Origin of the sequence: Nonomuraea sp. GTA35, from assembly GCF_041950525.1 — a bacterium.
Lineage (GTDB): Bacteria > Actinomycetota > Actinomycetes > Streptosporangiales > Streptosporangiaceae > Nonomuraea.
Genome location: NZ_JBGNUV010000023.1, coordinates 43,879 through 67,806, shown reverse-complemented (window position 1 = coordinate 67,806; position 23,928 = coordinate 43,879). Strand labels below are relative to the sequence as shown.

The 23,928-nt window shown below is 71.0% G+C and carries 20 protein-coding genes; 11 read left to right on the top strand and 9 right to left on the bottom strand.

Annotated elements, in window-relative coordinates:
* Positions 1–67: 67 nt before the first annotated feature.
* The gene (locus ACBJ32_RS54700; protein ID WP_375133600.1) at positions 68–616 is read left to right on the top strand and encodes a TetR/AcrR family transcriptional regulator; all 549 of its coding nucleotides are present in this window, start codon (positions 68–70) and stop codon (positions 614–616) included.
* Here ACBJ32_RS54700 and ACBJ32_RS54695 read toward each other — a convergent pair.
* Positions 601–4,299, bottom strand: coding sequence for a S8 family serine peptidase (locus tag ACBJ32_RS54695; RefSeq protein WP_375133599.1), 3,699 nt, complete (start codon positions 4,297–4,299; stop codon positions 601–603). The genes ACBJ32_RS54700 and ACBJ32_RS54695 overlap by 16 nt on opposite strands.
* A 157-nt stretch (positions 4,300–4,456) precedes the next feature.
* On the opposite strand from ACBJ32_RS54695, the gene ACBJ32_RS54690 reads away from it, so the two are divergent.
* The gene (locus ACBJ32_RS54690) at positions 4,457–5,263 is read left to right on the top strand and encodes an alpha/beta fold hydrolase (RefSeq protein ID WP_375133598.1); all 807 of its coding nucleotides are present in this window, start codon (positions 4,457–4,459) and stop codon (positions 5,261–5,263) included.
* 50 nt (positions 5,264–5,313) lie between these two features.
* Here the strand turns inward: ACBJ32_RS54690 and ACBJ32_RS54685 are convergent, their stop codons facing one another.
* Both ACBJ32_RS54685 and ACBJ32_RS54680 read right to left on the bottom strand, forming a co-directional pair.
* Entirely contained in the window at positions 5,314–5,703 is a 390-nt protein-coding gene (locus ACBJ32_RS54685; protein ID WP_375133597.1) for a hypothetical protein, read from the bottom strand.
* A 53-nt stretch (positions 5,704–5,756) separates the two neighbouring features.
* Positions 5,757–6,362, bottom strand: coding sequence for a VOC family protein (locus tag ACBJ32_RS54680; RefSeq protein WP_357876067.1), 606 nt, complete (start codon positions 6,360–6,362; stop codon positions 5,757–5,759).
* Positions 6,363–6,472: 110 nt separating this feature from the next.
* Here ACBJ32_RS54680 and ACBJ32_RS54675 point away from each other — a divergent pair, with 110 nt between their 5' ends.
* Positions 6,473–9,463 carry an alpha-mannosidase gene (locus ACBJ32_RS54675; RefSeq protein WP_375133596.1) on the top strand — a complete coding sequence of 997 codons (2,991 nt, stop codon included), beginning with the start codon at positions 6,473–6,475 and terminating at the stop codon, positions 9,461–9,463.
* Between the two features lie 21 nt (positions 9,464–9,484).
* On the opposite strand, the gene ACBJ32_RS54670 is transcribed toward ACBJ32_RS54675, so the two are convergent.
* Genes ACBJ32_RS54670 through ACBJ32_RS54660 form a run of 3 tightly spaced genes read right to left on the bottom strand, consistent with a single transcriptional unit; the run spans position 9,485 to position 11,606 of the window.
* Positions 9,485–10,210 (bottom strand): carbohydrate ABC transporter permease, encoded by a 726-nt coding sequence (locus tag ACBJ32_RS54670; RefSeq protein ID WP_375133595.1) that lies wholly within the window; start codon positions 10,208–10,210, stop codon positions 9,485–9,487.
* Positions 10,207–10,785, bottom strand: a complete 579-nt coding sequence (locus tag ACBJ32_RS54665) for a carbohydrate ABC transporter permease (RefSeq protein ID WP_375133594.1) — start codon at positions 10,783–10,785, stop codon at positions 10,207–10,209. The genes ACBJ32_RS54670 and ACBJ32_RS54665 overlap by 4 nt, the downstream gene beginning before the upstream one ends.
* Positions 10,782–11,606 (bottom strand): ABC transporter substrate-binding protein, encoded by an 825-nt coding sequence (locus ACBJ32_RS54660; protein ID WP_375133593.1) that lies wholly within the window; start codon positions 11,604–11,606, stop codon positions 10,782–10,784. The genes ACBJ32_RS54665 and ACBJ32_RS54660 overlap by 4 nt, the downstream gene beginning before the upstream one ends.
* Before the next feature lie 203 nt (positions 11,607–11,809).
* Here ACBJ32_RS54660 and ACBJ32_RS54655 point away from each other — a divergent pair, with 203 nt between their 5' ends.
* A complete protein-coding gene (locus ACBJ32_RS54655; RefSeq protein WP_375133592.1) occupies positions 11,810–12,481 on the top strand; it encodes a FadR/GntR family transcriptional regulator in 672 nt (223 codons plus the stop codon).
* Here the strand turns inward: ACBJ32_RS54655 and ACBJ32_RS54650 are convergent.
* On the bottom strand, positions 12,471–13,643 hold the full coding sequence (locus ACBJ32_RS54650; protein WP_375133591.1) for an ROK family transcriptional regulator: 1,173 nt from the start codon (positions 13,641–13,643) through the stop codon (positions 12,471–12,473). The two genes, ACBJ32_RS54655 and ACBJ32_RS54650, sit on opposite strands and share 11 nt — an antisense overlap.
* Positions 13,644–13,757: 114 nt before the next feature.
* Between ACBJ32_RS54650 and ACBJ32_RS54645 the strand changes: the two genes are divergently transcribed.
* From ACBJ32_RS54645 to ACBJ32_RS54635, 3 genes are all read left to right on the top strand, one after another.
* Positions 13,758–15,095 carry an extracellular solute-binding protein gene (locus tag ACBJ32_RS54645; RefSeq protein ID WP_375133590.1) on the top strand — a complete coding sequence of 446 codons (1,338 nt, stop codon included), beginning with the start codon at positions 13,758–13,760 and terminating at the stop codon, positions 15,093–15,095.
* Positions 15,092–16,009, top strand: coding sequence for a sugar ABC transporter permease (locus ACBJ32_RS54640; protein ID WP_357876079.1), 918 nt, complete (start codon positions 15,092–15,094; stop codon positions 16,007–16,009). Before ACBJ32_RS54645 ends, ACBJ32_RS54640 begins: the two co-directional genes overlap by 4 nt.
* Before the next feature lie 64 nt (positions 16,010–16,073).
* Positions 16,074–16,895, top strand: coding sequence for a carbohydrate ABC transporter permease (locus ACBJ32_RS54635; RefSeq protein WP_357876081.1), 822 nt, complete (start codon positions 16,074–16,076; stop codon positions 16,893–16,895).
* 156 nt (positions 16,896–17,051) lie between these two features.
* Here ACBJ32_RS54635 and ACBJ32_RS54630 read toward each other — a convergent pair whose 3' ends face one another.
* Positions 17,052–18,665 (bottom strand): endo-1,4-beta-xylanase, encoded by a 1,614-nt coding sequence (locus ACBJ32_RS54630; protein WP_375133589.1) that lies wholly within the window; start codon positions 18,663–18,665, stop codon positions 17,052–17,054.
* A 306-nt stretch (positions 18,666–18,971) separates the two neighbouring features.
* Here ACBJ32_RS54630 and ACBJ32_RS54625 point away from each other — a divergent pair, with 306 nt between their 5' ends.
* From ACBJ32_RS54625 to ACBJ32_RS54610, 4 genes are all read left to right on the top strand, one after another.
* A complete protein-coding gene (locus ACBJ32_RS54625) occupies positions 18,972–20,633 on the top strand; it encodes a class I adenylate-forming enzyme family protein (RefSeq protein WP_375133588.1) in 1,662 nt (553 codons plus the stop codon).
* Between the two features lie 313 nt (positions 20,634–20,946).
* On the top strand, positions 20,947–21,354 hold the full coding sequence (locus ACBJ32_RS54620) for a hypothetical protein (RefSeq protein WP_375133587.1): 408 nt from the start codon (positions 20,947–20,949) through the stop codon (positions 21,352–21,354).
* Positions 21,355–21,402: 48 nt separating this feature from the next.
* Positions 21,403–21,756: a nuclear transport factor 2 family protein gene (locus ACBJ32_RS54615; RefSeq protein ID WP_375133586.1), complete on the top strand. Its 354-nt coding sequence runs from the start codon at positions 21,403–21,405 to the stop codon at positions 21,754–21,756.
* Between the two features lie 113 nt (positions 21,757–21,869).
* A complete protein-coding gene (locus tag ACBJ32_RS54610) occupies positions 21,870–23,159 on the top strand; it encodes an MFS transporter (protein ID WP_375133585.1) in 1,290 nt (429 codons plus the stop codon).
* 24 nt (positions 23,160–23,183) lie between these two features.
* Here ACBJ32_RS54610 and ACBJ32_RS54605 read toward each other — a convergent pair whose 3' ends face one another.
* Positions 23,184–23,927: a metallophosphoesterase family protein gene (locus tag ACBJ32_RS54605; RefSeq protein WP_375133584.1), complete on the bottom strand. Its 744-nt coding sequence runs from the start codon at positions 23,925–23,927 to the stop codon at positions 23,184–23,186.
* Between the last annotated feature and the right edge of the window lies 1 nt (position 23,928).

The window sequence follows — 23,928 nt, the reverse complement described above, 5'->3', positions numbered from 1 at the left end:
AAGAAAGTAGCAGATCTCCAGCGAACTGCAATATTTCGTCTCACTTTTAGGCGGTAGTGTTCCTTCCATGGTGAGAATGCGGGCCGACGCCGAGCGCAGCATGCGCGCGATCATGGCGGCGGCGGAGAACGTGCTGAGCGCCAGCCCGGTGGCCACGATGGAGCAGGTCGCCGAGGCGGCGGGCGTCGCCAGGGCCACCGTGCACCGCAGGTTCGCCAGCAGGGAGGCGCTGATCGAGGCCATGGAGGTGACCGCGTGGCGGGAGATACTCCAGGCGGTGCACGACGCCCGCCCGCACACCGCTCCCCCGCTGGTCGCGCTGCACCAGGCCACCGCCGGCATCCTGCAGATCAAGCCCGCCTGGCGCTTCACGCTGGCCCGGCCGGTGCCGCTCAGCGCCGAGGCGCAGGCCGTGCAGGCGGAGGTGATGTCGCTGTGCGAGGAGGTCTTCGGCAAGCTGCTCGGACCGGACGCCGACCTCGTCTGGGCCAGGCAGGTCTACCTCGCGCTGCTGGGGGAGGCCGCGCACGGCACTCCCCCAGCGGGTCAGGACCCTGACACGATCGCCGCGAAGGTGATCGACACCCTCTTGCACGGCGTTCAGCGCAGGGCGTAGGCGCGGATCACCTCCTGCGTCAGCGTGTTGCCGTTCACGTCGGAGGCGTTCAGCCGCAGCGAGACGAAGCCGGAGCGCGACCGGTCGAGCGTCGTCTCGTAGGCCCGCTCGCCCCTGGCCGGGCGCAGCCGGGCCGGCTTCCAGCTCGCGCCGTCGTCGTACGACACCTCCAGCGACACGCGCCCGATCGCGCTCTGCTCGGCCCCCTCCTGGTGGCGCAGCGTCAGGCCGAGCCTGCGGGACCCGGCCCGGTTCGTCAGGTCCACGGGCGCGTCGAAGGCGGCCACCAGCAGCGGGACCACGGCGGTCTCCCGCTGGGAGGCGAACGTCCACACGCCCCGCGTGCGGGTGGACAGCTTCGCCCACTCCGACTCGTTCGCCACGTCGTACTCGATCCGGTACGAGGCCTTCTCCGGCGCCAGCGTGCCCGACCCGGAAGGCAGGTAGTTCGTCTGCCAGAGCAGCGTGTCGCCCTGGTAGAGCCGGAAGTCGGTCTTCAGCCCGCGCTCGAACTGGCTGGTGTACGCCTCGCCGTAGTTGCCCCCGGCGTCCACGAAGCCCTGCATCGACAGCCGCAGCTTGTCGCCCTCCCTGCGCACCGGGTTGCGCGGGTTGACGCCGGGCAGCAACGGCTGCTTGAACACGGTGCGGCCGACCCGCTCCCCCGCCTCGTACGAGCGCATCTCCGGCGCCGACACCGCCACCCGCACGGTGTCCTGGTGCGGCCACATGTTGTTGTAGGGGCGCTCCGGCGTGGCCGCGGACGTGCTCCACCGCAGGCCGGGGTCGGGGGTGACGTAGTCGACGCGGGTGCGCGGCGCCTTGGCCATGGGGTGGTTCGTCGAGATCGACATGGTGTCCCAGGGCTCGAACACGTAGCGGGCCTCGTTGGCCGTCATGTCGCCGGCGAGCTGGCTGTGGTAGCCGGTCTCGATCCTGGCCTGCGACCTGGCGCGCACCACGTACGTGAGCGAGTCGCGGACCCTGCCCTGCTCGCGCAGGTACAGGTCGTAGACGTACGGGCTGGCCACGATGCCCTCGGCCGCGATCGGCACCGGGAGGCGGCGCAGCCGTTCGACCAGCTTCAGCCCCTCCTCGTGGGTCAGCCGCACGGTCGGGACGGCCAGCTTGACCCCGTTGCCTCCGGTGGTGACGTCGGAGCCGGGGCGGTCGCTGTAGACGGCCACCATGGCGGCCCCGGCCGCGGCGGCGGCGTTCGACTGCGTGGAGACCGGCACGCCGTCGGTGCGGCGGATGACGGCGAGCTTGCCGCGCAGGTCGCGGGCCTTGATCTCCTCGGCGCTGCCCCGGCCCGCGTCCACGGCCAGGAGCAGGCGGGTGCCGTCGAGGCGCGGGTACTCGGTGGAGAAGTCGCTGAACTGGACCGGGTCCACGTACTCGGGCGCCAGCTTGAGGCCGGGCGTGGAGAAGGCGATCTCCGGGGCCTTGAGCCGCCAGCGGGTGGCGACCACGAACGTGCCCTTGGTGACCTTCCTGGTCGGCTGGACGAACAGGCGCTCCTCGACCTGCCCGCCGGGCGAGATCGTGGTGCCGCCGCGCAGCGCGCTCCCCTGCTCGCCGGCGCGGTACCACATGAGGGCGGCGGCGGCCCCCGTGTTCCGCTTGGTCTCGTGGTCGGGGGTCTCGACCTTGACCTCGACGGCCTTGCGGGCGTCGAGCACGACCTCGGTGTCCCCGGTGATCTCCATCTCCGGGTCGCCGAGCAGGCTCTCGTTGAGCGGTTTGCCGGTGGCGGTGCTGTCCTGCGTGGCGGGCATGGTGAAGATGTGGCCGAGCACCGAGTACGTGCCCGGCTTGACGAGCAGGCAGGTGCCGGAGCCGTACCTGGCGTCGGTGCAGGGCTGGGCGGGGTCGCCGGGGAGCACGCGGCCGACGAGGGTGCCCTCGTCCAGGTTCAGCACGGTGAAGCCGCCGCGGCCGGGGCGGCCGTCCCTGGCGATGCCGCGGACGCGCAGCTCGACCCGCTTGTCGTCCACGCTCGCGGTCAGCAGCGTGCGGGTGCCAGCGGCCGTCAGCTCCTGGCGCAGCGCCCCCGCCTTGCCCGCCTTGATCGTGACCTTCGCCTCGGCGGTGCCGCCCGCGGGGACGGTGAGCGTGGCAGGCTCGACCGTGAACGCGTCGCCGGCCGCCAGCGGCAGCTCGGCGGGGGTCCGGCCGAGGTTGCGGTAGCCGATGGTGAGCGTCTTCTCCTCGCCCGTGGTGAGCCTGCCGAAGTGGAGCGAGCCCGCCGAGGCGACGACCGAGCCCTTGATCGCGGCGGCCACGTCGATCCTGCCCGCGCCCTGCGCGTCCACCGGGATGTCGCCGCCCGCCCTGGCGGTGGCCATGAGCAGGGACTTCAGCTCGTTCCCCGTGATGCCGGGGCGTGCCTGGCGCAGCAGCGCCGCCGCGCCCGCGACGTGCGGGGTGGCCATGGAGGTGCCGGACATGGCGACCCGGCCGCCGCCCGGCCTGGCGGCGGTGATGTCCACGCCCGGCGCGGTGACGTCGGGCTTGACCGCCTGGTCGGCCAGGATCGGGCCCCTGCTGGAGAAGGGGGCGAGCCGGTCCTGCCCGTCCACCGCGCCGACGGTCAGCGCCGCCGGCGCGTCGCCGGGGGCGCCTACGCACGAGTCGCAGCCGTCGTTGCCCGCGGCCACCACGAACAGCGTGCCGTGCTCCTGGGTGAGCCGGGTGACGGCGTCGGTGAGCGGGCCGCCCGCCTCCGGGCTGCCCAGGCTCAGGTTGACGACCTCGGCGTGCTTCTCGGCGGCCGCCCACTCCATGCCGTCGATGATCCAGGAGAGCTGCCCGTAGCCGTCGGCGCCCAGCACCCGGCCGTTGAGCAGCCGCACGCCGGGCGCCACGCCGGAGGCCGTGCCCGCCACGTGGGTGCCGTGGCCGTGCGGGTCGGCGGTGGTGTTCTCGCCGGTGAAGTCGCGCTGGTCGGAGACCTTGCCGGCGAGGTCGGGGTGGGTGGCGTCCACGCCGGTGTCGAGCACGGCCACGGTGGTGCCGGTGCCGTCGTACCCGGCGGCCCACGCCTCGGGCGCGCCGATCTGCGGCACGCTGTCCTCCAGCACCGCTCGCACCTCGCGGTCCAGCCAGACCTTCGCCACGCCCGCCAGCGGCGCGGCGGCCCGCGTCCGCGGTGCCGGGGCGGCCAGCTTGGCCAGCTCCGCCCCGAACGCCGCCGCGTCCACCGCCGCCACCCGCACGCCGGCGCCGCCGATGCTCTCCAGCGCGCGCACCTGCTCGACGGCCGGCAGCGCGGCCCTGGTCGCGTTCGGCGACGCGTACGTGAGGATCAGCGGGATGGCTGCGCCGTAGTCCTGCTCGGCCAGCGCCGTCACGTTGAACAGTTCGGTGTCGAGCCGCTCGGGCACCAGGGAGGCGACGTCGTCGGGGATGACCGTCACCCCGCGCTCGGTCTCCAGCACCTGGAACGCCGGCACCGACCCGTCGGCCCGGGGCGCGGGGGTGACGGTCACCGTGCTGTGCCCGCCGCCAACGGCCCGCACCTGCACCCGGTCACCGGTGATCAGGGTGATCTCGCCGCCCTCGGCCTCCGGCGTGAACGCCGCCGCCGGAGCGGTGGCGGCGTACGCGCCGGGAGCCGAGAGCGGCGAGGCCGCCATGACGGCCGCGACGGCCACCACCATCCCCCGCCTTAAGCCACGCATGGACGACCTCCAGAGAATCGGTAAGCACGAATACCGAATTCCTAGCCATCCTGAACTGGCGGTGTCCAGGTAATCGGCGTGGCCACATCCCGACTTGTCGTAAAGCCGCCACATCCGAGTTGGCCAACGAACACGCCCCGCTTACAGTGAGCTGACCATGGACACTGGAATGCTCGACGTTCCCGGCGCCAGGCTCTTCTACGAGGTTCGCGGCTCGGGGCCGGTCCTCCTGGTGATGCTCGGCGGCAGCACGGACCCAGCGATGGCCGCCCCGCTGGCCGAGGTCCTGTCCGATCGCTACACGGTCATCACCTACGACCGGCGCGGCTACTCCCGCAGCCCGCTGTCGGAGCCGTTCGGCGAGCGGCCCGTCGAGCGGCACGCCGACGACGCGCTACGCCTCCTGCAGGCCGCAGGCTCCGCGCCCGCCCACGTCTTCGCCACCCACGCGGGCGCGCTGATCGCGCTCGACCTGCTGGCCCGCCAGCCCGACCGGGTACGGCGGCTGGTGGCGCACGAGCCGCCCGTCTGCGAGCTGCTGCCCGACGCCGATCGCTGGAGCCGGTTGACGGACGAGGCTCTCGGCCTCTTCGAACGCGAAGGGGCAGGCGCGGCGATGCGCCGGATCGGCGAGGAGACCGGCCTCATGGCCCCCGGCCCGCCGGATCCCGGCCTCCCGGCATGGGTGCGCGACATGCTGACCAGGATGGCGGCCAACGCCGAGCCGAACCTGCGCTACGAGCTGCGCGCCTTCAGCCGCTACGTGCCCGACGCGGCGGCGCTGCGCGGCGCCCCGCTGGTCGTGGCGTACGGGGCGGACGACAGGGGCACGCTCTTCCACCGGGCCGCGCTGGCCGTGGCGGAGCACCTCGGCAGGCAGGCCGTGGAGCTGCCCGGCGACCACGTCGGCTACCTGCGCTCCCCTGCCGCCTTCGCCGAGGCGCTGCACGCCTGCCTGGCGTGATCAACCGTCGAGGTCTTCGTACGGACGTGCCACCCGTACCGGTGCCGTGGTCAGGGCTGTCCGGCCGGCCTGCGCATCAGCTCGGCGTCGATCTGCGGCTGCACCGGCCCCGACACCGGCGTGACGTTGGCCCGCAGCACCAGCCCGAGCACCAGCGACAGCACCGTCACCGTGGCGCCGATCTGGTCCGCGGTGAGCTCCAGGCCGAACCCGGCCACCGCCGTCATGAGCGTGGTCACCGCGCCCGTCAGCGCCGACACCACGATGGGCCGGGTCATGAGGGTGACGACGATCGACACGATGGCGCTGGCGATCGTCGAGATCGCCGCGACCTGCACCTGCGACAGGCCCAGCCCGAACGCGACCAGCAGCGCGACCAGCGCGTTCACCATGAACAGGATGACGGCGGGCTCCTGGCCGAGGATGGTGACCTTCTTCACGACGCCTCCTGCCGACGAAAGGATCCGGTAGCACGAGCGTGAACCCATCCCGGTCAGGAGTCCAGGGTGATGCCCTCGCGGCGCAGGTCCTCGACGATGCCGTCCACCAGGCGGGTGGCGACCGTGTGGTGCAGCCGCCCGTGCTCGCGCAGCTCGCGCACGGCGGGCACCGGGTCGGGGTCGGCGAACAGGCGCTCGTCCGCGTAGTCCACCGGGCGTCCCGTCGGGTCGACGGTCCACCAGGAGGCCTCCAGCGCGATGCCGTTCGGGTCGCTGAAGTAGATCGAGCGCAGGAAGCCGTGGTCGATGACGTCGGTCACCTCGCAGCCGTGCGCCTTGAGCCGGTCGCGCAGCCGCAGCAGCGCGTCCTCGTCGGGCAGGTGGAGTGCCAGGTGGTCGAACTGCGCCGCCTTCGCGTACGGCACCCCGGCCGGCTTGGCGAAGCTGTCGAGCTCCTGGTCGGCGTATTCGAAGAAGGCGACGGTGTTGCCCGTGCCCACCTCGAAGAAGTAGTGCCTGAACGCGGGGACGGCGAGGGTGGTGACGAGGCGGGCGTCGAGCACGCCGTGCCAGAAGCGCACGGTGGCGTCCATGTCCGCGGTCACCAGGGCGAGGTGGTGCACGCCGCGCCAGTGCACCGTTTCCGGGGTCGCAGCCATGCGTCAAACGTACGCCTTTCAACTATCCCCGTTAAGGGACATTGCCCTGGCGGCAACAGGATGCCTAACGTGCTGTTGGCCACTGCCTGACTGATGAGGAGCCCCGCCTGATGCATGACGACCGCAATCTGGTCGAAGCCCGGCTGAAGCGCGTTCTGAACGAGCGGATCCGCCCGGCGATCTATCCCGAGTCCGTCCCCCTGGAGGTGGCCGTCTGGCACGCGCCCGACGAGCCCGTACCGGTGGCGGAGGGCCTGGCGGCCGAGGCCGAGCCGATCGCGGTGGGCCAGGCGTGGGGCAAGCCGTGGGGGACGAGCTGGTTCACCGTCACCGGCACCGTCCCCAGGCAGTGGAGCGGCCGGATCGTGGAGGCGATCCTGGATCTCGGCTTCGACGCGGACAAGCCGGGCTTCCAGTGCGAGGGCCTGGTCTACCGGCCCGACGGCACGCCGGTGAAGGGGCTCAACCCGCGCAACCAGTGGGTCCGCATCGCTTCGTCCGCGGAGGGCGGTGAGGAGGTGCGGCTGCACGTCGAGGCCGCCTCCAACCCGATCATCCTGGGCCACGACGCGTTCCGGCCGACGGCGATGGGCGACAAGGAGACGGCCGGCGGCGACCCGCTGTACCTGCTGACCCGCATGGACCTGGCCGTCTTCGACAAGACGGTGTGGGAGCTCGTCATGGACCTGGAGGTGCTCGGCGAGCTCATGCTGGAGCTGCCGGTCGACAGCGCCCGCCGCTGGGAGCTGCTGCGTGCCGTGGAACGGGCGCTGGACGCGGTCGACCTGCAAGACGTCGGCGGCACCGCGGCGGCGGCCAGGGCGGAGCTGGCCGGGGTGCTGGCCTCGCCGGCGGTGCCGTCGGCGCACCGGATCAGCGCGGTCGGGCACGCGCACATCGACTCGGCGTGGTTGTGGCCGCTGCGCGAGACCGTGCGCAAGGTGGCCCGCACGACCTCCAACATGACCGCGCTGCTGGAGGACGAGCCGGACTTCGTGTTCGCGATGTCGCAGGCGCAGCAGTGGGCGTGGGTGAAGGAGCACCGGCCCGAGGTGTGGGCGAAGGTGACCAAGGCGGTGGCGGCGGGCAGGTTCGTCCCGGCGGGCGGCATGTGGGTGGAGTCCGACACGAACATGCCCGGCTCGGAGGCCATGGCCAGGCAGTTCGTGCACGGCAAGCGGTTCTTCATCGACGAGTTCGGCGTGGACAACGAGGAGGTGTGGCTGCCGGACACGTTCGGGTTCGCGGCGGGGCTGCCGCAGATCATCAAGGCGGCCGGATCGAAGCGGCTGCTCACGCAGAAGATCTCGTGGAGCCAGACGAACACGTTCCCGCACCACACGTTCCTGTGGGAGGGCATCGACGGGACGCGGATCTTCACGCACTTCCCGCCGGTCGACACCTACAACTGCTCGATGCAGGGCAGGGAGCTGGCGCACGCGGCCCGCAACTTCAAGGACAAGGGCGTGGCCCGGCACTCGCTGGCCCCGACGGGCTGGGGCGACGGGGGCGGCGGCACGACGCGGGAGATGGTGGCCAAGGCGGCCAGGGTACGCGACCTGGAGGGCTCTCCGGTGGTCACGTGGGAGACGCCGTCGGAGTTCTTCGCCAAGGCCGAGGCCGAGTACCCGCAGCCGCCCGTGTGGGTCGGCGAGCTCTACCTGGAGCTGCATCGCGCCACGCTGACCAGCCAGGCCAAGACCAAGCAGGGCAACCGGCGCAGCGAGTCGCTGCTGCGGGAGGCCGAGCTGTGGGCCGCCACGGCGGCGGTGCGGGCGGACGTGCCCTACCCGTACGAGCGGCTCGACCGGATCTGGAAGACGGTGCTGCTGCACCAGTTCCACGACATCCTGCCGGGGTCGTCGATCGCGTGGGTGCACCGGGAGGCGCGCAGGACGTACGAGCTGGTGGCGCGGGAGCTGAACGAGATCATCGACGGCGCGCAGCGGGCGCTGGCGGGCGAGGGCCAGGAGGAGCTGATCTTCAACGGCGCCCCGCACGCCCGCCACGGCGTCCCCGCCGGCGGTGCCGCGCCCGCCGGCCACGCGCCGGGAACGCGGGCGCGCCCCACGGCGGAGGGCGGCTTCGTGCTGGAGGACGAGCTGCTCAGGGTCGAGATCGACGGGCGCGGGCTGGTCGTGTCGGCCCGGGACCTGCGTGGCGGCAGGGAGACGATCGCGCCGGGGCGCGCGGCCAACCTGCTCCAGCTCCACCAGGACTTCCCCAACAAGTGGGACGCCTGGGACGTGGACGAGTTCTACCGTCACACGGTCACCGACCTCACCGAGGCCGAGGACGTCCGGCTGGACGGCGACGGCGTGGTGGTCAAGCGCTCGTTCGGAGCGTCGGCGGTGACCCAGCGGCTCACCCTCGCCGGCGGGCGGCTGGAGATCGACACCGAGGTCGACTGGCACGAGACGGAGAAGTTCCTCAAGCTGGCCTTCCCGCTGGACGTGCGCGCCGACCGGTACGCCTCCGAGAGCCAGTACGGCCACTCCTTCCGCGCCACCCACACGAACACGAGCTGGGAGGCCGCCAAGTTCGAGGCCTGCAACCACCGCTTCCTGCACGTGGAGGAGCCGGGCTGGGGCGTGGCGGTGGTCAACGACTCCACCTACGGCCACGACGTGACCCGCGAGGTGGACGAGCACGGCACGACCACGACGCTGCGCGTCTCGCTGCTGCGCGCCCCGCGCTTCCCCGACCCCGAGACCGACCAGGGGACGCACCGCTTCCGGCACGCGCTGGTGCCGGGCGCGGGGATCGGTGACGCGGTGCGCGAGGGGTACTTCATCAACCTGCCCGAGCGCCGCGTGGCCGGCGCCGGCCCGGTGGAGCCGCTGGTCACCGTGGACGACGACGCCGTCGTGGTGACGGCGGTGAAGCTGGCCGACGACGAGAGCGGCGACGTGATCGTACGCTTCCACGAGTCCAGGGGCGGCCGGGCGAAGGCGACCCTGCGGGCCGGCTTCCCCGTCGCCGAGGTGGTCGCGACGGATCTGCTGGAGCGGCCCACGGGCGAGCCGCAGCGCCAGGGAGGCGAGATCCCGGTGACGCTGCGGCCGTTCGAGCTGGTCACCCTCCGCCTGAAGCGCGCGTGAGGTGAAGGGGCGCGCGTGAACCTACTCGCGCACGCTGCCCTCCGTGAGTCCGGCGCGCCAGAACCGCTGCAGCGCGCCGGACAGCACGATGAGCGGGATCACCGACACCAGCGCGCCCACCACGGTCAGCGTCTGCAGGATCGGCTGGCGGTCGGCGAAGCCCTGCCAGCTCGTCAGCCCGAGCGTGATCGGGTAGAGGTGGTTGTCGGAGAGCATCACCAGGGGCAGGAAGCAGTTGTTCCAGATGGCCACGAACTGGAACAGGAAGATCGTCACCAGGGCCGGCGACATGATCCGCAGCACGATCCGCACGAAGATGCGCCACTCGCCGGCGCCGTCGGAGCGGGCCGCGTCGAGCACGTCGTCCGGCACGGTGGTGGCGTAGACCCGCGACAGGTACACGCCGGCCAGGATGACGTTGAACAATGCCTCCCTGCCCCGGAACTGGCACTTGGCGAGCGCGTACCCGGCGCACGCCGAGATGAACGTGGCCCCGAGCGCGCCCACGCCGGCGTGGACGAGGGAGTTGAGCACCCACCGCCAGAAGATGCCGTCGCCGAAGGAGACGAGCTCGCCGGGGTTGGTGAACAGCTGCGGGTTCGCGAACCACAGCGGGGAGGAGTTGATCAGGTCGCCGGTGCTCTTGGTGGCGGCCACGACCAGCCAGTAGAGCGGCATGAGGAAGGACGCGGCCAGCACGGCCGGCAGCACCGTGACCAGCCGGCGCGTTCTGATGGCGGTTCTCATCGGCGTCCCCTCTGCACGAGCCGCAGGAATCCGAACGACAGCACGGAGATCACCAGCGCCAGGATGATCATGCCGGTCAACAGCGGCACCACGTTCATGATCGACCAGAACACGGTGCCGGGGCCGAGAAGGTCGGCCTCGGCGCCGAGCGCGGTGAAGACGGGCGTGAACGGCGAGGTGCCGGGCGCGTGCAGGAAGCCCCACATGATCGAGGCGATCACGCCGGGGATGCCGTACGGCAGGAAGAACGAGGTGCGGAAGAACCGCGGCCGGCGCGTCATGCCGGCCTCCAGCACCAGCGCCAGCACGGTGGACAGCACCCCCATCAGCGGCACGATGATCAGGGCGAACAGCAGGATCCGGCCGATGCTGCCGAGGTAGTCGCCGTCCGACAGGGCGGCGACGTAGTTGGCCGGCCCGGCGAACTCGGTGGTGGTGCCGCGCAGGCCGAGCAGGCCAGAGCGCTCCACCCGGGTCAGGCTCTGCACCAGCGCGTAGCCGATGGGCGCCACGAAGAACGCGGCGAACAGGATCAGGAACGGGGCGAGGAACGCCGCCGCCGCACGCTTGCTCATTCGGCTCTCAGCCCCTTCGTCCTGATCTGCTCGACGGTGCGCCGCTCGGCCGCCTTCAGCGCGTCCACCAGCGTGCTCCTGCCGCCGAGCGCCTTCTCGAAGCGGTCGCTGAGGATCTTCACCGTGTCGTCGAACGTCGGCCACCGCACCCAGCCCTTGGGCACCTGGTTCGAGGAGTCGGTGAAGAGCTGGGCCGTCTGCTGCCCGCCGAGGAACGCCGACGGCTTGGTGAGCTGCGGGTTCGACATTCCGGAGATGGCCGCGGGCCAGCCGTAGCCGCTCTTGATCAGCGTCTCGACGCTGCGCGGGTCACGGTTGATCCACAACGCGAACTCCACCGCCTCCTCGGGGTGCTCGCAGCCGCGCAGCAGCGAGGTGGCCGAGCCGCCGTAGCCGGCCGAGGCCTGGCCGCCCGGGTCCGCCTTGCGGATCTTGATGGCCGCCTCGCGATATTCCTGCCAGGTCGTGGGAACCTTGATGTCCCACTTCTTCAGCAAGTCCTCCCGGTTGTAGAGCGCCACGGGCCCGGTCGCCTGGGGCACCGCGTAGGTGCCGCCCTCGAACGCCACCAGGTCCCAGGTGCCCTGCTGGAATTCCGCCCGGTCGGCCTGCGTGAGGTAGGGCCCCAGGTCGACGAGCTCGCTGTTCAGCAGGAAGGATGGCAACTCCTGGAACTCCATCTGAACCAGGCAGGGCGCGTCACCGGACATGACAGCGGCGTGCATCTTGCCGTGTCCGCCCCTGTTCCCGGGCGGGATGTTGTCCAGCGTGACGTGGATGTCCTTGTGGGTCCTGTTGAACAGGTCCACCGCCTTGTCCATGCCGGGGACCCAGGCCCAGAAGGTCAGCCGGACGGGCTGTGGCCCGGCTCCGCTTCCGCAGGCGCTGAGCAGCAACATCCACCACCGCGGCCAGGCCGAGGAGGGGGCCCTCAGACGATGTGTCCGAGTTTTCATAAAATATGATTTGTCCCTCGGAAGTCGGATCGAAGGGGAGGCGCCGCGTGAGCTATCCACGGCGAGGCATGCACGGTGAGGTTGTCGAAGATCTCGGCCGCCGGATCGTGAGCGGTGACCCCGAGGCCGAGGGTCATCTCGACCCCGTCGAGCTGGGTCGCCGTTACCACGTCAGCCATACCGTGGTCAGGGAGGCACTCAAGACGCTGGCGGCCAAGGGGCTGGTCGACGCCCGGCCCAAGCGGGGCACGTTCGTCCGGCCGCGGGGCGAGTGGTCGCTGCTGGACCCCGACGTGCTGCGCTGGCGCTTCGAGCAGCGGGGCGACACCGACATGCTGCGCGACCTGGCCGAGGTGCGGGCCGTGGTGGAGCCGGCGGGGGCCCGATTGGCGGCGGCGCGTCGCTCGGCGGAGGACGTGGCCGCGCTGGAGGCGGCGCTGGAGCGGATGGCGGCCACGGTGGCCGACCCCGTGGCGCACACCGAGGCGGACGCGGCCTTCCACCGCCTGCTGCTGGCCGCCTCGGGCAACGAGCTGCTGGAATGCCTGGAAGTGGTGATCGCCGCGGCGCTGTCGGCCCGGGACCGGCTCGTGCACTCGACGGGCGAGCGCCCCGGCTTCGCCGCGACGCACCGGGCGGTGCTCGACGCCGTACGCGACGGAGATCCGGACGCGGCCGAGACCGCCATGCGTGACCTCCTGGCCCAGGCCGAACGGGACGAATCTGACCTCAGCCACTGAGCAGGGCGCCCAGGCGGGGCGCGTACGTGGCGTGGAAGACCAGCGAGGCCGCCCCGATCGCCGCGGCGTCGGCCGCGATCGGCGAGGTCTCCACCCTGACCGAGTGCAGCCGCCTGGCCAGCGGCCGCTCCGTCACGGCCCGCGCGATCACCTCCCGGTAGATCTCCCCGACCTCTCTCAGCGCGGGCCCGCCGAGCACGAGCAGATCGATGTCCAGCATGTTCACCACGCTCACGGCGGCGTCGGCGAGCCGCTGCGCCACCCGCTCGATCACCCGGCGGGCCTCGGGCTCCCCGCTCGCCGCCGCCGCGCAGATGGCGGCGTGGTCCGCGCCGTTGCCGAACGCGGCCTCGATGGCGCTCGGGCAGCACACGGCCTCCACGCACCCCCGGTTGCCGCAGTAGCACTCGGGCCCCTCCGGCTCCACCGTGATGTGCCCGAACTCGGCGGCGTTGAGCGAGCTGCCCCGGTAGACCTGGTTGTCCAGGATGAGCCCGCCCCCGATCCCGGTGCCGAGGTAGAGGTAGGCGAAGCCGGGAGCCGAGCGCGCGATGCCCGCCCAGCGCTCCCCGATCGCCGCCGCCGTGGCGTCGTTGTCCACCGTCACCGGGAAGCGGGTGTACTCCTGGAGCAGGCCCTTGATCGGCACCCGGTTCCAGCCGGGCAGCCGCGGCGGCGAGACCATCACGCCGTCGGCGTCCAGCGGCCCCGGGCAGGCCAGCCCCACGCCGAGCACCTTGCCGTCGGGCACCCCGGCCTCGCGCAGGATCCTGCGGGCCGCCCTGGCCATCCTGCGGATCACCGCGTCGGGGCTGATCGCCGGGCGCAGGGGCAGGTGCAGCCGGGCGACGGGGTTGCCCGCCAGGTCGGCCAGCACGCAGGAGAGCTCCTGCGGGTCGAAGTGCACGCCGACCGCGTAGCCGGCGCGGGCGTCCACGCGCAGGATCGTGCGCGGCTTGCCGCCGCTCGACGGCGCGGAGCCGTCCTCGACGACCAGCCCCTCCTCCAGCAACCTGCGCACGATCACCGACACGGTCTGGGCGGTGAGCCCGGTCACGGCGGCGATCTGCACCCGGCTGATCCCGCCGGACGCCTGGATGGCCTCCAGCACGACGGCGCGGTTGTAGCTGCCTACCTTGGGCAGGTTCGTGCCCTGCTGCATGTGAGCAATGTCACCACAGAGTGTTGACTTAGTAAATCAAAAAGATTTACGTTTCTCCGCAACCCAAGGAAACAAGGGGAGGCCGTGATGAGACGTAGCCTGGCTGGTTCCCTCATGTTGTTGACAGCGCTGACAGCAGCAGGTTGCGGCGGCGACGCCGCCCAGGAATCCGCGTCCGGAGCCAAGGAGCTCGAAGTCCTCTACAAGGTCGAACCGACGTGGCCGCATCTGGAGAAGATGCTGCGCGACGCCAAGAAGCAGTACGAGACCGCCCACCCCGGTGTCACGATCAAGCTGACCCCGGTGCAGGGCAACAACGAGGCCTACTACACCAAACTGGCGCTGCTCAACCGCTCCCCCGACTCGGCGCCCGACCTCTACTACCACGACACCTTCCAGGTCAACGCGGACGTCGCGGCGGGCAAGCTGGCCCCGCTCGACGACCACCTGGCCAAGTGGCCCGACTGGAACACCCAGTTCCCCGACTCGGTCAAGCAGGCCGCCAAGGGCGCCGACGGCAAGATCTACGGCGTGCCCATCAGCACCGACACGCGCGGCCTCTGGTACCACAAGGACGTCTTCGCCAAGGCCGGCCTGCCCGTCCCCTGGGAGCCGAAGACCTGGAACGACGTCCTGACCGCGGCCCGCGCGATCAAGCAGAAGGTCCCGGACGCCGTCCCGTTCAGCATGTACTCCACGAAGATCCACGGCGAGGCTGCCACCATGCAGGGCTTCGAGATGCTCCTGTACGGCACCCCCGGCGGCACCCTGTACGACGACACGCAGCAGAAGTGGGTGGCCGGCGGCAAGAACTTCACCGACGCCCTGACCTTCATCAACACCATCTACCGCGAGGAGCTCGGCCCCAAGCAGGCCGACGCGCACAACGCCAAGCTCGCCGACAAGGTCAACCTGGAGTGGTTCCCGGCAGGCAAGGTCGGCATCTCGCTCGACGGCGCCTGGACGGCGGCCGCGTGGAAGCCGACCAGCACCAAGCCGTGGCCCGAGTGGAAGGACAAGATCGGCTGGACGGCCATGCCGACGCAGAACGGCGAGGCGCCGGGAGCGGTCAGCATGTCGGGCGGCTGGGTGATGGCCATGAGCTCCTACACCAAGCTCAAGCAGGAGGCGTTCGACTTCATCACGGTGGCCACGAACAAGGAGAACTCGATGACGTACTCCGTGAGCACCGGTGACCTGGCCGTCCGCAAGGACGTCGCGGCCGACCCGAAGTACACCGCCGACAACCCGAGCGTGAAGTTCTGGACCGACCTGGCCGCGGTGACGCACTACCGGCCGGCGTACGAGGCGTACCCGAAGGTGTCGGCGCAGGTCCAGGAGGCGATGGAGGCGGTCACCACCGGCTCGCGCACCCCTGAGGAGGCCACCGCCGCCTACGTCAAGGCGCTGCCCACGGCCGTGGGAGGCGCCGACAAGGTCCTGGCGCGATGACGGTCGCCACAGCACCGTCGCCCGCCGTGACGGGCTCGCCGGCAGGCGGCCCGGCACGGCGGCGGCGGGTCCTGCGCTGGCTGCTCCCGATGGCTCCCGCGCTGGCGCTGCTGGCGCTGTTCCTCGCGGGGCCCATCCTGTGGAGCGTCTACATCGCCTTCACCAACGAGACCCTGACCGGCTCGGCCTCGGTGAACTCGCAGTTCGTGGGCTTGGACAACTTCGTCAGGATGTTCGGCGACCCGAACTTCGTCAACTCCTTCCTGCTCACGTTCGTCTTCGTCATCGGCTCGGCCGTGATCGGCCAGAACACGCTGGGCCTGATCATCGCCCTCCTCCAGCGCGGCCGCGGCCGGGTGACGCGCAGCGTGGTCAACGGCGTGGTCATCGGCGCCTGGGTGATGCCCGAGATCGTCGCGGCCGCCTGCTGGTTCTCGTTCCTGGCCGAGGACGGCACGCTCAACACGGTCCTCGGCATCTCGCAGGAGTGGCTCTACACCGCCCCGATGCTCGCCGTCATCCTGGCCAACGTCTGGCGCGGCACGGCGTTCTCGATGCTGGTGTACTCGGCCGCGCTGTCGGAGGTGCCGCCCGACCTGGTGGAGGCGGCGGCGGTGGACGGGGCGAGCCCGGCCCGGCGGCTGCTGCACATCACGCTGCCGCTGATCCGCCGCTCGATCATGTCGAACCTCATGCTGATCACGCTCCAGACGCTGGCCGGCTTCGGCCTCATCTACGCCCTGACCGGCGGCGGCCCGGGCACGGCCAGCCAGACCACCCCGCTCTACATGTACGAGCAGGCCTTCCGCTACTTCGAGATCGGCTACGGCTCGGCCATCGCGCTGGTCATGCTGATCATCGGCGCCCTGTTCTCGCTGGTCTACCTGCGTCTGATCAAGGTGGAGGACACATGACCGAGCTGGTCGAGGGCATCGGGGAGCACAGCACGTCGCTCATGAGGCCGGCGAAGGAGGCCTCATGACCCGCATCGCCGCCAGAGGCGCGGCCCTGCTGTCGCTCCTGGTCATCACGCTGGCCTTCCTGGGCCCGTTCCTGTGGGTGCTGATCGCCTCGGTGCAGCCGGAGGCCTCGCTCTCCGCCGCCCCGACGCTCACGTTCTCCCTGGACAACTTCAAGGCCGTGCTCACCTGGGAGACGATCATCCTGCCGCTGATCAACTCGATCGTCATCTCGGGGTCCACGGCCCTGCTCACGGTCCTGGTGGCGGGGCTGGCCGCGTACCCGCTGTCGCGCTACCAGCTCCGCTACCGCCGCCACTTCATGCTGACCCTGCTGTTCACGACGGGCCTGCCGGTGACGGCGATCCTCGTCCCCGTCTACGCGATGTTCTTCCGGTTCAACCTGTACGGCTCCGTCCCCGCGATGGTGCTGTTCCTGACGGCCAGCTCGCTGCCGTTCTCGATCTGGATGATGAAGAACTTCATGGACGGGGTGCCGGTCAGCCTGGAGGAGGCCGCCTGGGTGGACGGCGCGGGCTGGGTGCAGTCGCTGCGGGCCGTGGTGGGGCCGCTGATGGCGCCGGGGATCGCGGTGGTGGCCATCTTCGTGTTCGTGGGGCAGTGGGGGAACTTCTTCGCGCCGTTCGTCCTGCTGGACACGCCGGAGAAGCAGCCCGCCGCCGTCACCATCTACACGTTCTTCTCGCAGTACGGGCAGGTGGCGTACGGGCAGCTCGCCGCGTTCTCGATCCTGTACACGGCGCCGGCGGTGGTCCTGTACGTGGCGGTCAACAAGTACCTGGCGGGGTCGTTCAACTTCGGCGGCTCGGTGAAGGGCTGACCGTCGCCGAGCGGCCCCGCCCCGGGTTCGGATCCGGAGGAACGCGGGTCCTTGCCCGCGTACGAGATGGCAGGTCACTGTTCCGGGCGGAGAGAATCCCCTGGGGCGGGTGCCGATGCCGGGCGGGCAGGCGGGCAGGCCCCAGGGGATCCCCGATCAGGCGCAGGTGTAGCCCGAAGGCGTCTGCGTGTCGCCGCTCGGCCGGGTGACCTGGAAGCCGAACGTGGTGCTGCCGTTCGGCGCCAGGTTGCCGTTGTAGCCGGCGTTCCTGGCGGCGATGGTCTGGCCGCTGACGGTCAGGGTGGCGTTCCACGACCCGGCGAGCGTGTGGCCGGCGGGCAGGGTGAACGTGACGGTCCAGCCGCTGATCGCCGACGAGCCGCCGTTGGTGACGGTGACGGGCTGGACGACGTAGCCGTTGTTCCACTGGTTCTGCACGGTGCCGGCCGCGGTGCAGCCGCCGCCCACCGGGCCGGACTGCGTGGTGAACGTGGCCGTCGCCGAGTTGGCGGACAGGTTGCCCGCCCCGTCACGGGCGCGGACGTACACCTGGTACTGGGTGTTGGGGGTCAGCCCGGTGAGGTTGATCGAGTTGGTGGTGCTCTGCCCGAGCTGCGTGTCCGTCGTCCCCTGCTCGCGGTAGACGTTGTAGCCGGCCAGGCCGCTGCCGCCGCTGTCGGTGGAGGCGGTCCACGTCAGCGTGGCGGAGTTGGACGTCACGTTGCTCGAGGTGGGCGTGCCCGGCGTGGTCGGCGGGGTGGGGTCGGTGGTGGTGCCGCCCGCCAGCGCGTCGTGCACGGCGGTGTAGGACGGCTTCTGCTGGTAGTTCTCGTCGTAGATCAGCGCGGCGCCCTCGCCGGGGAACGTGTCCGGCACCCAGGAGTACTTGTCGGTGAACCCCCAGATCGTCACCCCTGCGCAGGCGGTGACGGCGTTGCAGGCGTTGATCACGTTGCGGTAGTAGGTGGCCTGGGTGGTGTCCTTGCTGGAGCTCCTGGGCATCTGCATGCGCACGTCCAGCTCGGTGACCCGGACCTGGACGCCGAGGTCGGCGAAGCGCTGCATGTTCTGCTGGATGTCGCTGGGGAAGCCGTACTGGATGGCCAGGTGGCCCTGGAAGCCCACGCAGTCCACCGGCACGCCCTGCTGGCGCAGCGACGAGACCAGGTTGTACATGGCGGTGCTCTTGGCGTTGATGCCCTCGACGTTGTAGTCGTTGATGCACAGCCGGGCGTTGGGGTCGGCGGCGCGGGCGGCGCGGAAGGCGTCGGCGACGAAGCTCTGGCCGAGCGTGTTGTACCAGAACGAGCTGCGCCAGCCGCCGTTGTCGTCGAAGATCTCGTTCACCACGTCCCACGACACCACGGTGGCGTTGTCGGCGTAGCGGCCGACGAGCTGGCTGATGTGGTTCTGCATCGCCGTACGCATCGCGCTGGCGCCCAGGCCCTGCACCCAGCCGGGGGTCTGGCTGTGCCACACCAGGGTGTGGCCGTGGACCTGCTGGTTGTTCTGCGTGGCGAAGTTGACGATGGCGTCGGCGCCGGAGAAGTTGAACTGGCCCTGGCTGGGCTGGACGGTGTCCCACTTCATCACGTTCTCGGCGGTCACCTGGTTGAACTCGGTGGCCGCGATGTTGCGGTAGGAGGTCTCATTGGACAGCGGGCTGGTGGCGAGCGCCGCACCGATGAACTTGCTCCTGGCGGCGGCGTGCGTGCGCAGCGGCGCTGACGCTTCCGCCGAGGTGGCGGGCAGGAGGAAGGCTGCGAACATCCCCACTAACGTGAGGATTCGCAGGAGCGAGGACGAATGCACGGACATCTACCTCCGGAGGCAGGCACTCGATTCCGAAAGTTTCGGCCCGGTTCAGGCCGCATCGCAGACGGTATTGACATGCGCGTGAACGGTCAATGGCACGCTCACAGTGTCACTAAAGCAGCAGTTGGAAAGCAGAAACTATCGGCAGGTCAATGAAACTTTCACGCCGACCGGGTGCCCGCGGGACCCTCTAGCGCGACGTACCTACCGGTCGGTACCGTGAAATCTCCGGAATAATCGTCCATTGCGGGAGTTCTGCGTATGTCTCTTTCGCACGCCCAGGTCCAGGCCCAGCTCACCGCCCCCGGCCAGCTCTTCGAGATGGAAGAGATCGGCGACAACGGCGTACGCACGTGGAAGCACGCTCCCGGCCACTTCCGCGCCCTGCTGGAGATGAGCAGGTTCCACGGCGAGAAGGTCTTCCTGGTCTACGAGGACGAGCACATCACGTTCGAGGAGCACTTCCGCCGCGCCGCCACCCTCGCCAACCGCCTGGTCGAGGAGTACGGCGTGGGCAAGGGCGACCGGGTGGCCGTGGCGATGCGCAACTACCCCGAGTGGGTGGTCGCGTTCTCGGCCACGCTGGCGGCGGGGGCGATCGCCGTACCGCTCAACGCCTGGTGGACGGAGGCCGAGCTGGCCTACGGCGTGAGCGACTCCGGAGCCAAGGTGCTGATCGCCGACGGCGAGCGCGCCGTCCGGCTGGCCTCGACGGGCGTGCCGATGATCGTCACCAGGGGCGAGGTGCCGCCGGGGGCGCGCGCGCTCGACGAGGTCCTGGGCGAGGTCGTGGCCGACGTGAAGCTCCCCGACGTCGAGCTGGCCCCGGACGACCCGGCCACGATCTTCTACACCTCGGGCACGACCGGCAGCCCCAAGGGCGCGCTGGGCAGCCACCGCAACATCGGCCAGTCCCCCATGACGGTCGCCTACGGCCTCATGCGCGCGGTCGCCATGGCCGGCAAGGACGTCGGCGCGGCGGCCGGCACCCGCAGGATCACGCTCCTGACCGTCCCGCTCTTCCACGTCACCGGCTGCTTCTCGGCCATGACCACGACGATGTTCAGCGGCGGCGGCCTGGTGCTGATGTACAAGTGGGACCCCGAGCAGGCCCTGCGCCTCATCGAGCGGGAGCGGGTCACCGCCATGATCGGCGTGCCCACCAACGCCTGGCAGCTCATGTCCCACCCCGACTTCGGCAAGTACGACCTGTCGTCGCTGTCCACCCTCGGCTACGGCGGCGCCCCCGCCCCGCCCAAGCTGCTGGAGCGCATCACCACCAACCTGCCCAACCGCGCCCCCTCCAACGGCTACGGCATGACCGAGACCTCCGCCCTGGCCATCGGCAACGGCGGCGCCGACTACCAGGCCAAGCCCGACAGCATCGGCCTGCCGTCGCCGGTGGTGGACGTGCGCGTGGTGGACCCGATGGGCGACGAGCTGGCGCCCGGCGAGGTCGGCGAGCTGTGCGTACGCGGCCCGAACGTCATCCTCGGCTACTGGAACAAGCCGGAGGCGACCGCGCAGACGTTCGTCGGCGGCTGGCTGCACACCGGCGACCTGGCCAAGATCGACGACGAGGGCTTCGTCTACATCGTGGACCGCGCCAAGGACATGGTGATCAGGGGCGGCGAGAACGTCTACTGCGCCGAGGTGGAGGCGGCCCTGTTCGAGCACCCGGCCGTGGACGACGCCGCCGTCATCGGCGTGCCGCACGACGAGCTGGGCGAGGAGGTCGGGGCGGTCATCCGGCTGGCCCCCGGCAAGACGGTCACGGCCGGGGAGCTGCAGGCCTTCCTGGCGGAGCGGATCGCCAAGTTCAAGATCCCAGTACACGTCTGGTTCCGCGAGGGCGAGTTGCCCCGCAACCCCGGCGGCAAGATCCTCAAGACGCACCTGCGCCGGGAGGTCCTCGGCAGCTGATGGACGGCTGATCATCTCCCTGGGGGAACGCCGGGCCCGGGCGCCCCGTCCCCCAGGGGTGCCGGTGCGCCCCTGCCGTCCCGGGCCGGTCGCGCGCTGCGCCTGGCGGCGTCCGGGGGTGGGCCTGATGGGGTGCCCGCCCCCTGCCGATCAAGCCCTCGGCCGCCTGTGACGGCCCTCACACGACCCGCGTTTCCCCTGCTCGGCGCGGGAATCCCCACCCTTCATTACCTGGCGCGTAATCGCGGCCCCTACCCCCGGCCTGACATCTTTCAGGTGTCCGAACGACAAGGCCACTCCGAAGGAGCCCGATATGACCGCCGTGACCGTCACCACCGACCGGATGAAGTTCCTGCGCATGGCGCTGGCCGCCGACGCCGTCGTCACGGGCGGCAACGGGCTGGCCTACCTCGCCTTCGCCGGCCCGGTCGGCACCCTGCTCGGCCCGGACACCGGCCTGCTGCGCGGCATCGGCGTCTTCCTCCTCGTGTACGGCGCCGCCGTCGGCTTCCTGGCCACCCGCCGCGACATCAGCCCCGCCGGCGCCAAGGCCGTCATCGCCCTGAACGTCATCTGGACCCTCGCCAGCATCGCCGCCGTCGTCACCGGCGCGGCCGGCTTCACCACGATCGGCGCGATCTGGGCCATCGCCCAGGCCCTGGTGGTCGCCGGATTCGCCGAGCTCCAGATCACCGGCCTGCGCAAGAGCCGCACGAACTGACGGCCTGCGCAACAGCCGCACGAACCCATCCCACAAGGAGACATCACCATGAACCTCGTCGACCGCTACATCGCCTGCTGGAACGAGACCGACCCCGAGGCCCGCGCCAAGGCCGTGGCCGCGCTCTGGACCGAGGACGCCACCTACACCGACCCGCTCGCCGACGTCGCCGGCCACACCGGGATCGCCGCGGTGATCGAGGGCGCGCAGGGCATGTTCCCCGGCCTGGTCTTCACCCCCGGCGAGGTCTTCGACACCCACCACCGCATCGCCCGCTTCACCTGGCACCTGGGACCGGAGGGCGGGGAGCCGGTCGCGGTCGGGTTCGACGTGGTCGAGCTGGCCGAGGACGGCAGGATCAGCAAGGTGCTCGGCTTCCTGGACAAGGTCCCCGCCGCCTGAACCCCCGCTCGTGACGGCCCTCCGGACATCCGGAGGGCCGTTCCCGTGCCCGGCGAAAACGATTTGCCCAACGTTCCGCCGCTGACCGACAATTGCACCTCGTGCTACCTGCCGTGAAACGCCTACTCCGCCACCTGTCGCTGGACCTGAGCCCGCTGCGCGATTCCCGCGACTACCGGCTGCTCTTCGGCTCCGGCGTCATCACGATGTTCGGCACGTTCATCACCATGGTGGCGGTGCCGGTCCAGATGAAGCAGCTGACGGACTCCCCGCTGGCGGTCGGCCTGGTCAGCCTGGCGGAGTTCGTGCCGATGGTGGTGTGCGGCCTGTGGGGCGGGGCCATCGCCGACGCGCTCGACCGCCGCAAGGTCATCGTGCTGAGCGAGCTGGGCCTGATGGGCACCTCCGCGGTCCTCATGGTCAACGCGATGCTGCCCGAGCCGCAGATCTGGGTCCTGTACGTGATCGGCGCCATCACCACCGGCATCGCCTCCCTGCAACGCCCGAGCCTGGATGCCGTGCTCCAGCAGGTGGTCAAGCACGAGCAGCAGAGCGCCGCAGCCATGCTGTCGAGCCTGCGCTGGAACTTCGGCGCCATCGTCGCCCCCGCGCTCGGCGGCGTGCTGGTGACGTGGAGCACCGCCGCCGCGTACGCCGTGGACACGCTGACCTTCGTGGTGTCGCTGGCCCTGCTCTGGCGCGTCCGCGCGATCCCGCCCGCCGAGGACGCCGCGCCGCCCTCCCTGCAGTCGCTGCTCGACGGCGTACGGTACGCGATGCGCCGCAGCGACCTGATGGGCACCTACCTCGTCGACATCGCCGCCATGGTCTTCGCGATGGGCACGACGCTGTTCCCGTTCCTGGCCGACGAGCTGAGAGCGCCGCACGCGGTCGGGCTGCTGTACTCGGCCGCCGCGGCCGGCGCCCTGATCGCCTCGCTCACCGGCCGCTGGACGGCGCGGGTGCAACGCCAGGGCCTCGGCGTGATCGTCGCGGCCGTGGTCTGGGGCGTGGGCGTGGCACTGTCCGGGCTGGCGCCGAACGTGTGGCTGGTCTTCGCCTGCATCGCGCTCGCCGGCGCCGCCGACATGATCAGCGGCATCTTCCGCATGACCATGTGGAACCAGACCATCCCGCCCGAGTACCGCGGCCGCCTGGCCGGCATCGAGCTGCTCTCCTACGCCAGCGGCCCCATGCTGGGCAACGCCCGCGCCGGCCTGATGGCCGACCTGGGCGGCGTCCGCTTCTCCCTCACCAGCGGCGGCGTCCTGTGCGTGGCCGCCGTCGCGGCCCTGGTCGCCGCCCTGCCGAAGTTCCGCCGGTACGACGCCAGGACGGACGAGCACGCGCTGTCGGAGAAGGCCCGCCGGGAGGCGGCGGCAGCGGCCGAGGCCACAGCCTGACACCCGAGGGGGCTCACCGCCCGCTCAGGCTCTCCCCTCCGCCTTGGCGAACGCTCTCAACGCCTCTGCATCGGAGTACACGCTGGTCACGTACTCCCCCACCCACTCCTCGATCCCCTCGAACGTGCTCCCGGCCCGCAGCCGCTCCGCCACCCGCCGGGCGTCGAGCGGCGTGCACCGCAACGTCACCGCGCCGCTCTCCCCGTCGAGCAACGCCCAGTGCGCCCCGTACGTCCCGTACGGCATCCCCACGGACCCGGGATTCACCACCCGCACCCGATCGACCAGCCGCACGAACGGCATGTGCGTGTTCCCCACCACCACGGTTGCGGCCCGCTCGCCGGCCAGCACCTCGCCCCACCGCTCCAGCGAGCTGTCGACCAGGATCACCTCCTCGTCGCTGCGCGCCGTCGCATGCACGAACAGGGTCGTCCCCAGCCGCCCGAGCTCCAGCACCTGCCGCGCCGGCAACCCGGCCAGCAACTCGACCTGGTCGTCACGCAGCTGCCCCGCCGCCCACTGGGAGGACGCGTACGGGCCGGCCTTCCCTCCGGCGGCCTCCACCAGCTCCCGATCGGCGTTCCCGCTCACCCACAGAGCCCGCTCCCCCAGCGATACCAGCAGGTCGAGCGTCTCCACCGGCATCGGCCCCGCGGCCATGTCCCCGGTCAGCACGACCAGATCGGCCCCGGCCACGTCGGGCTCGGCCAGCACGGCCTCCAGCGCGGGCAGCACCCCATGAATGTCGGAAAGCACGGCAACTCGCATG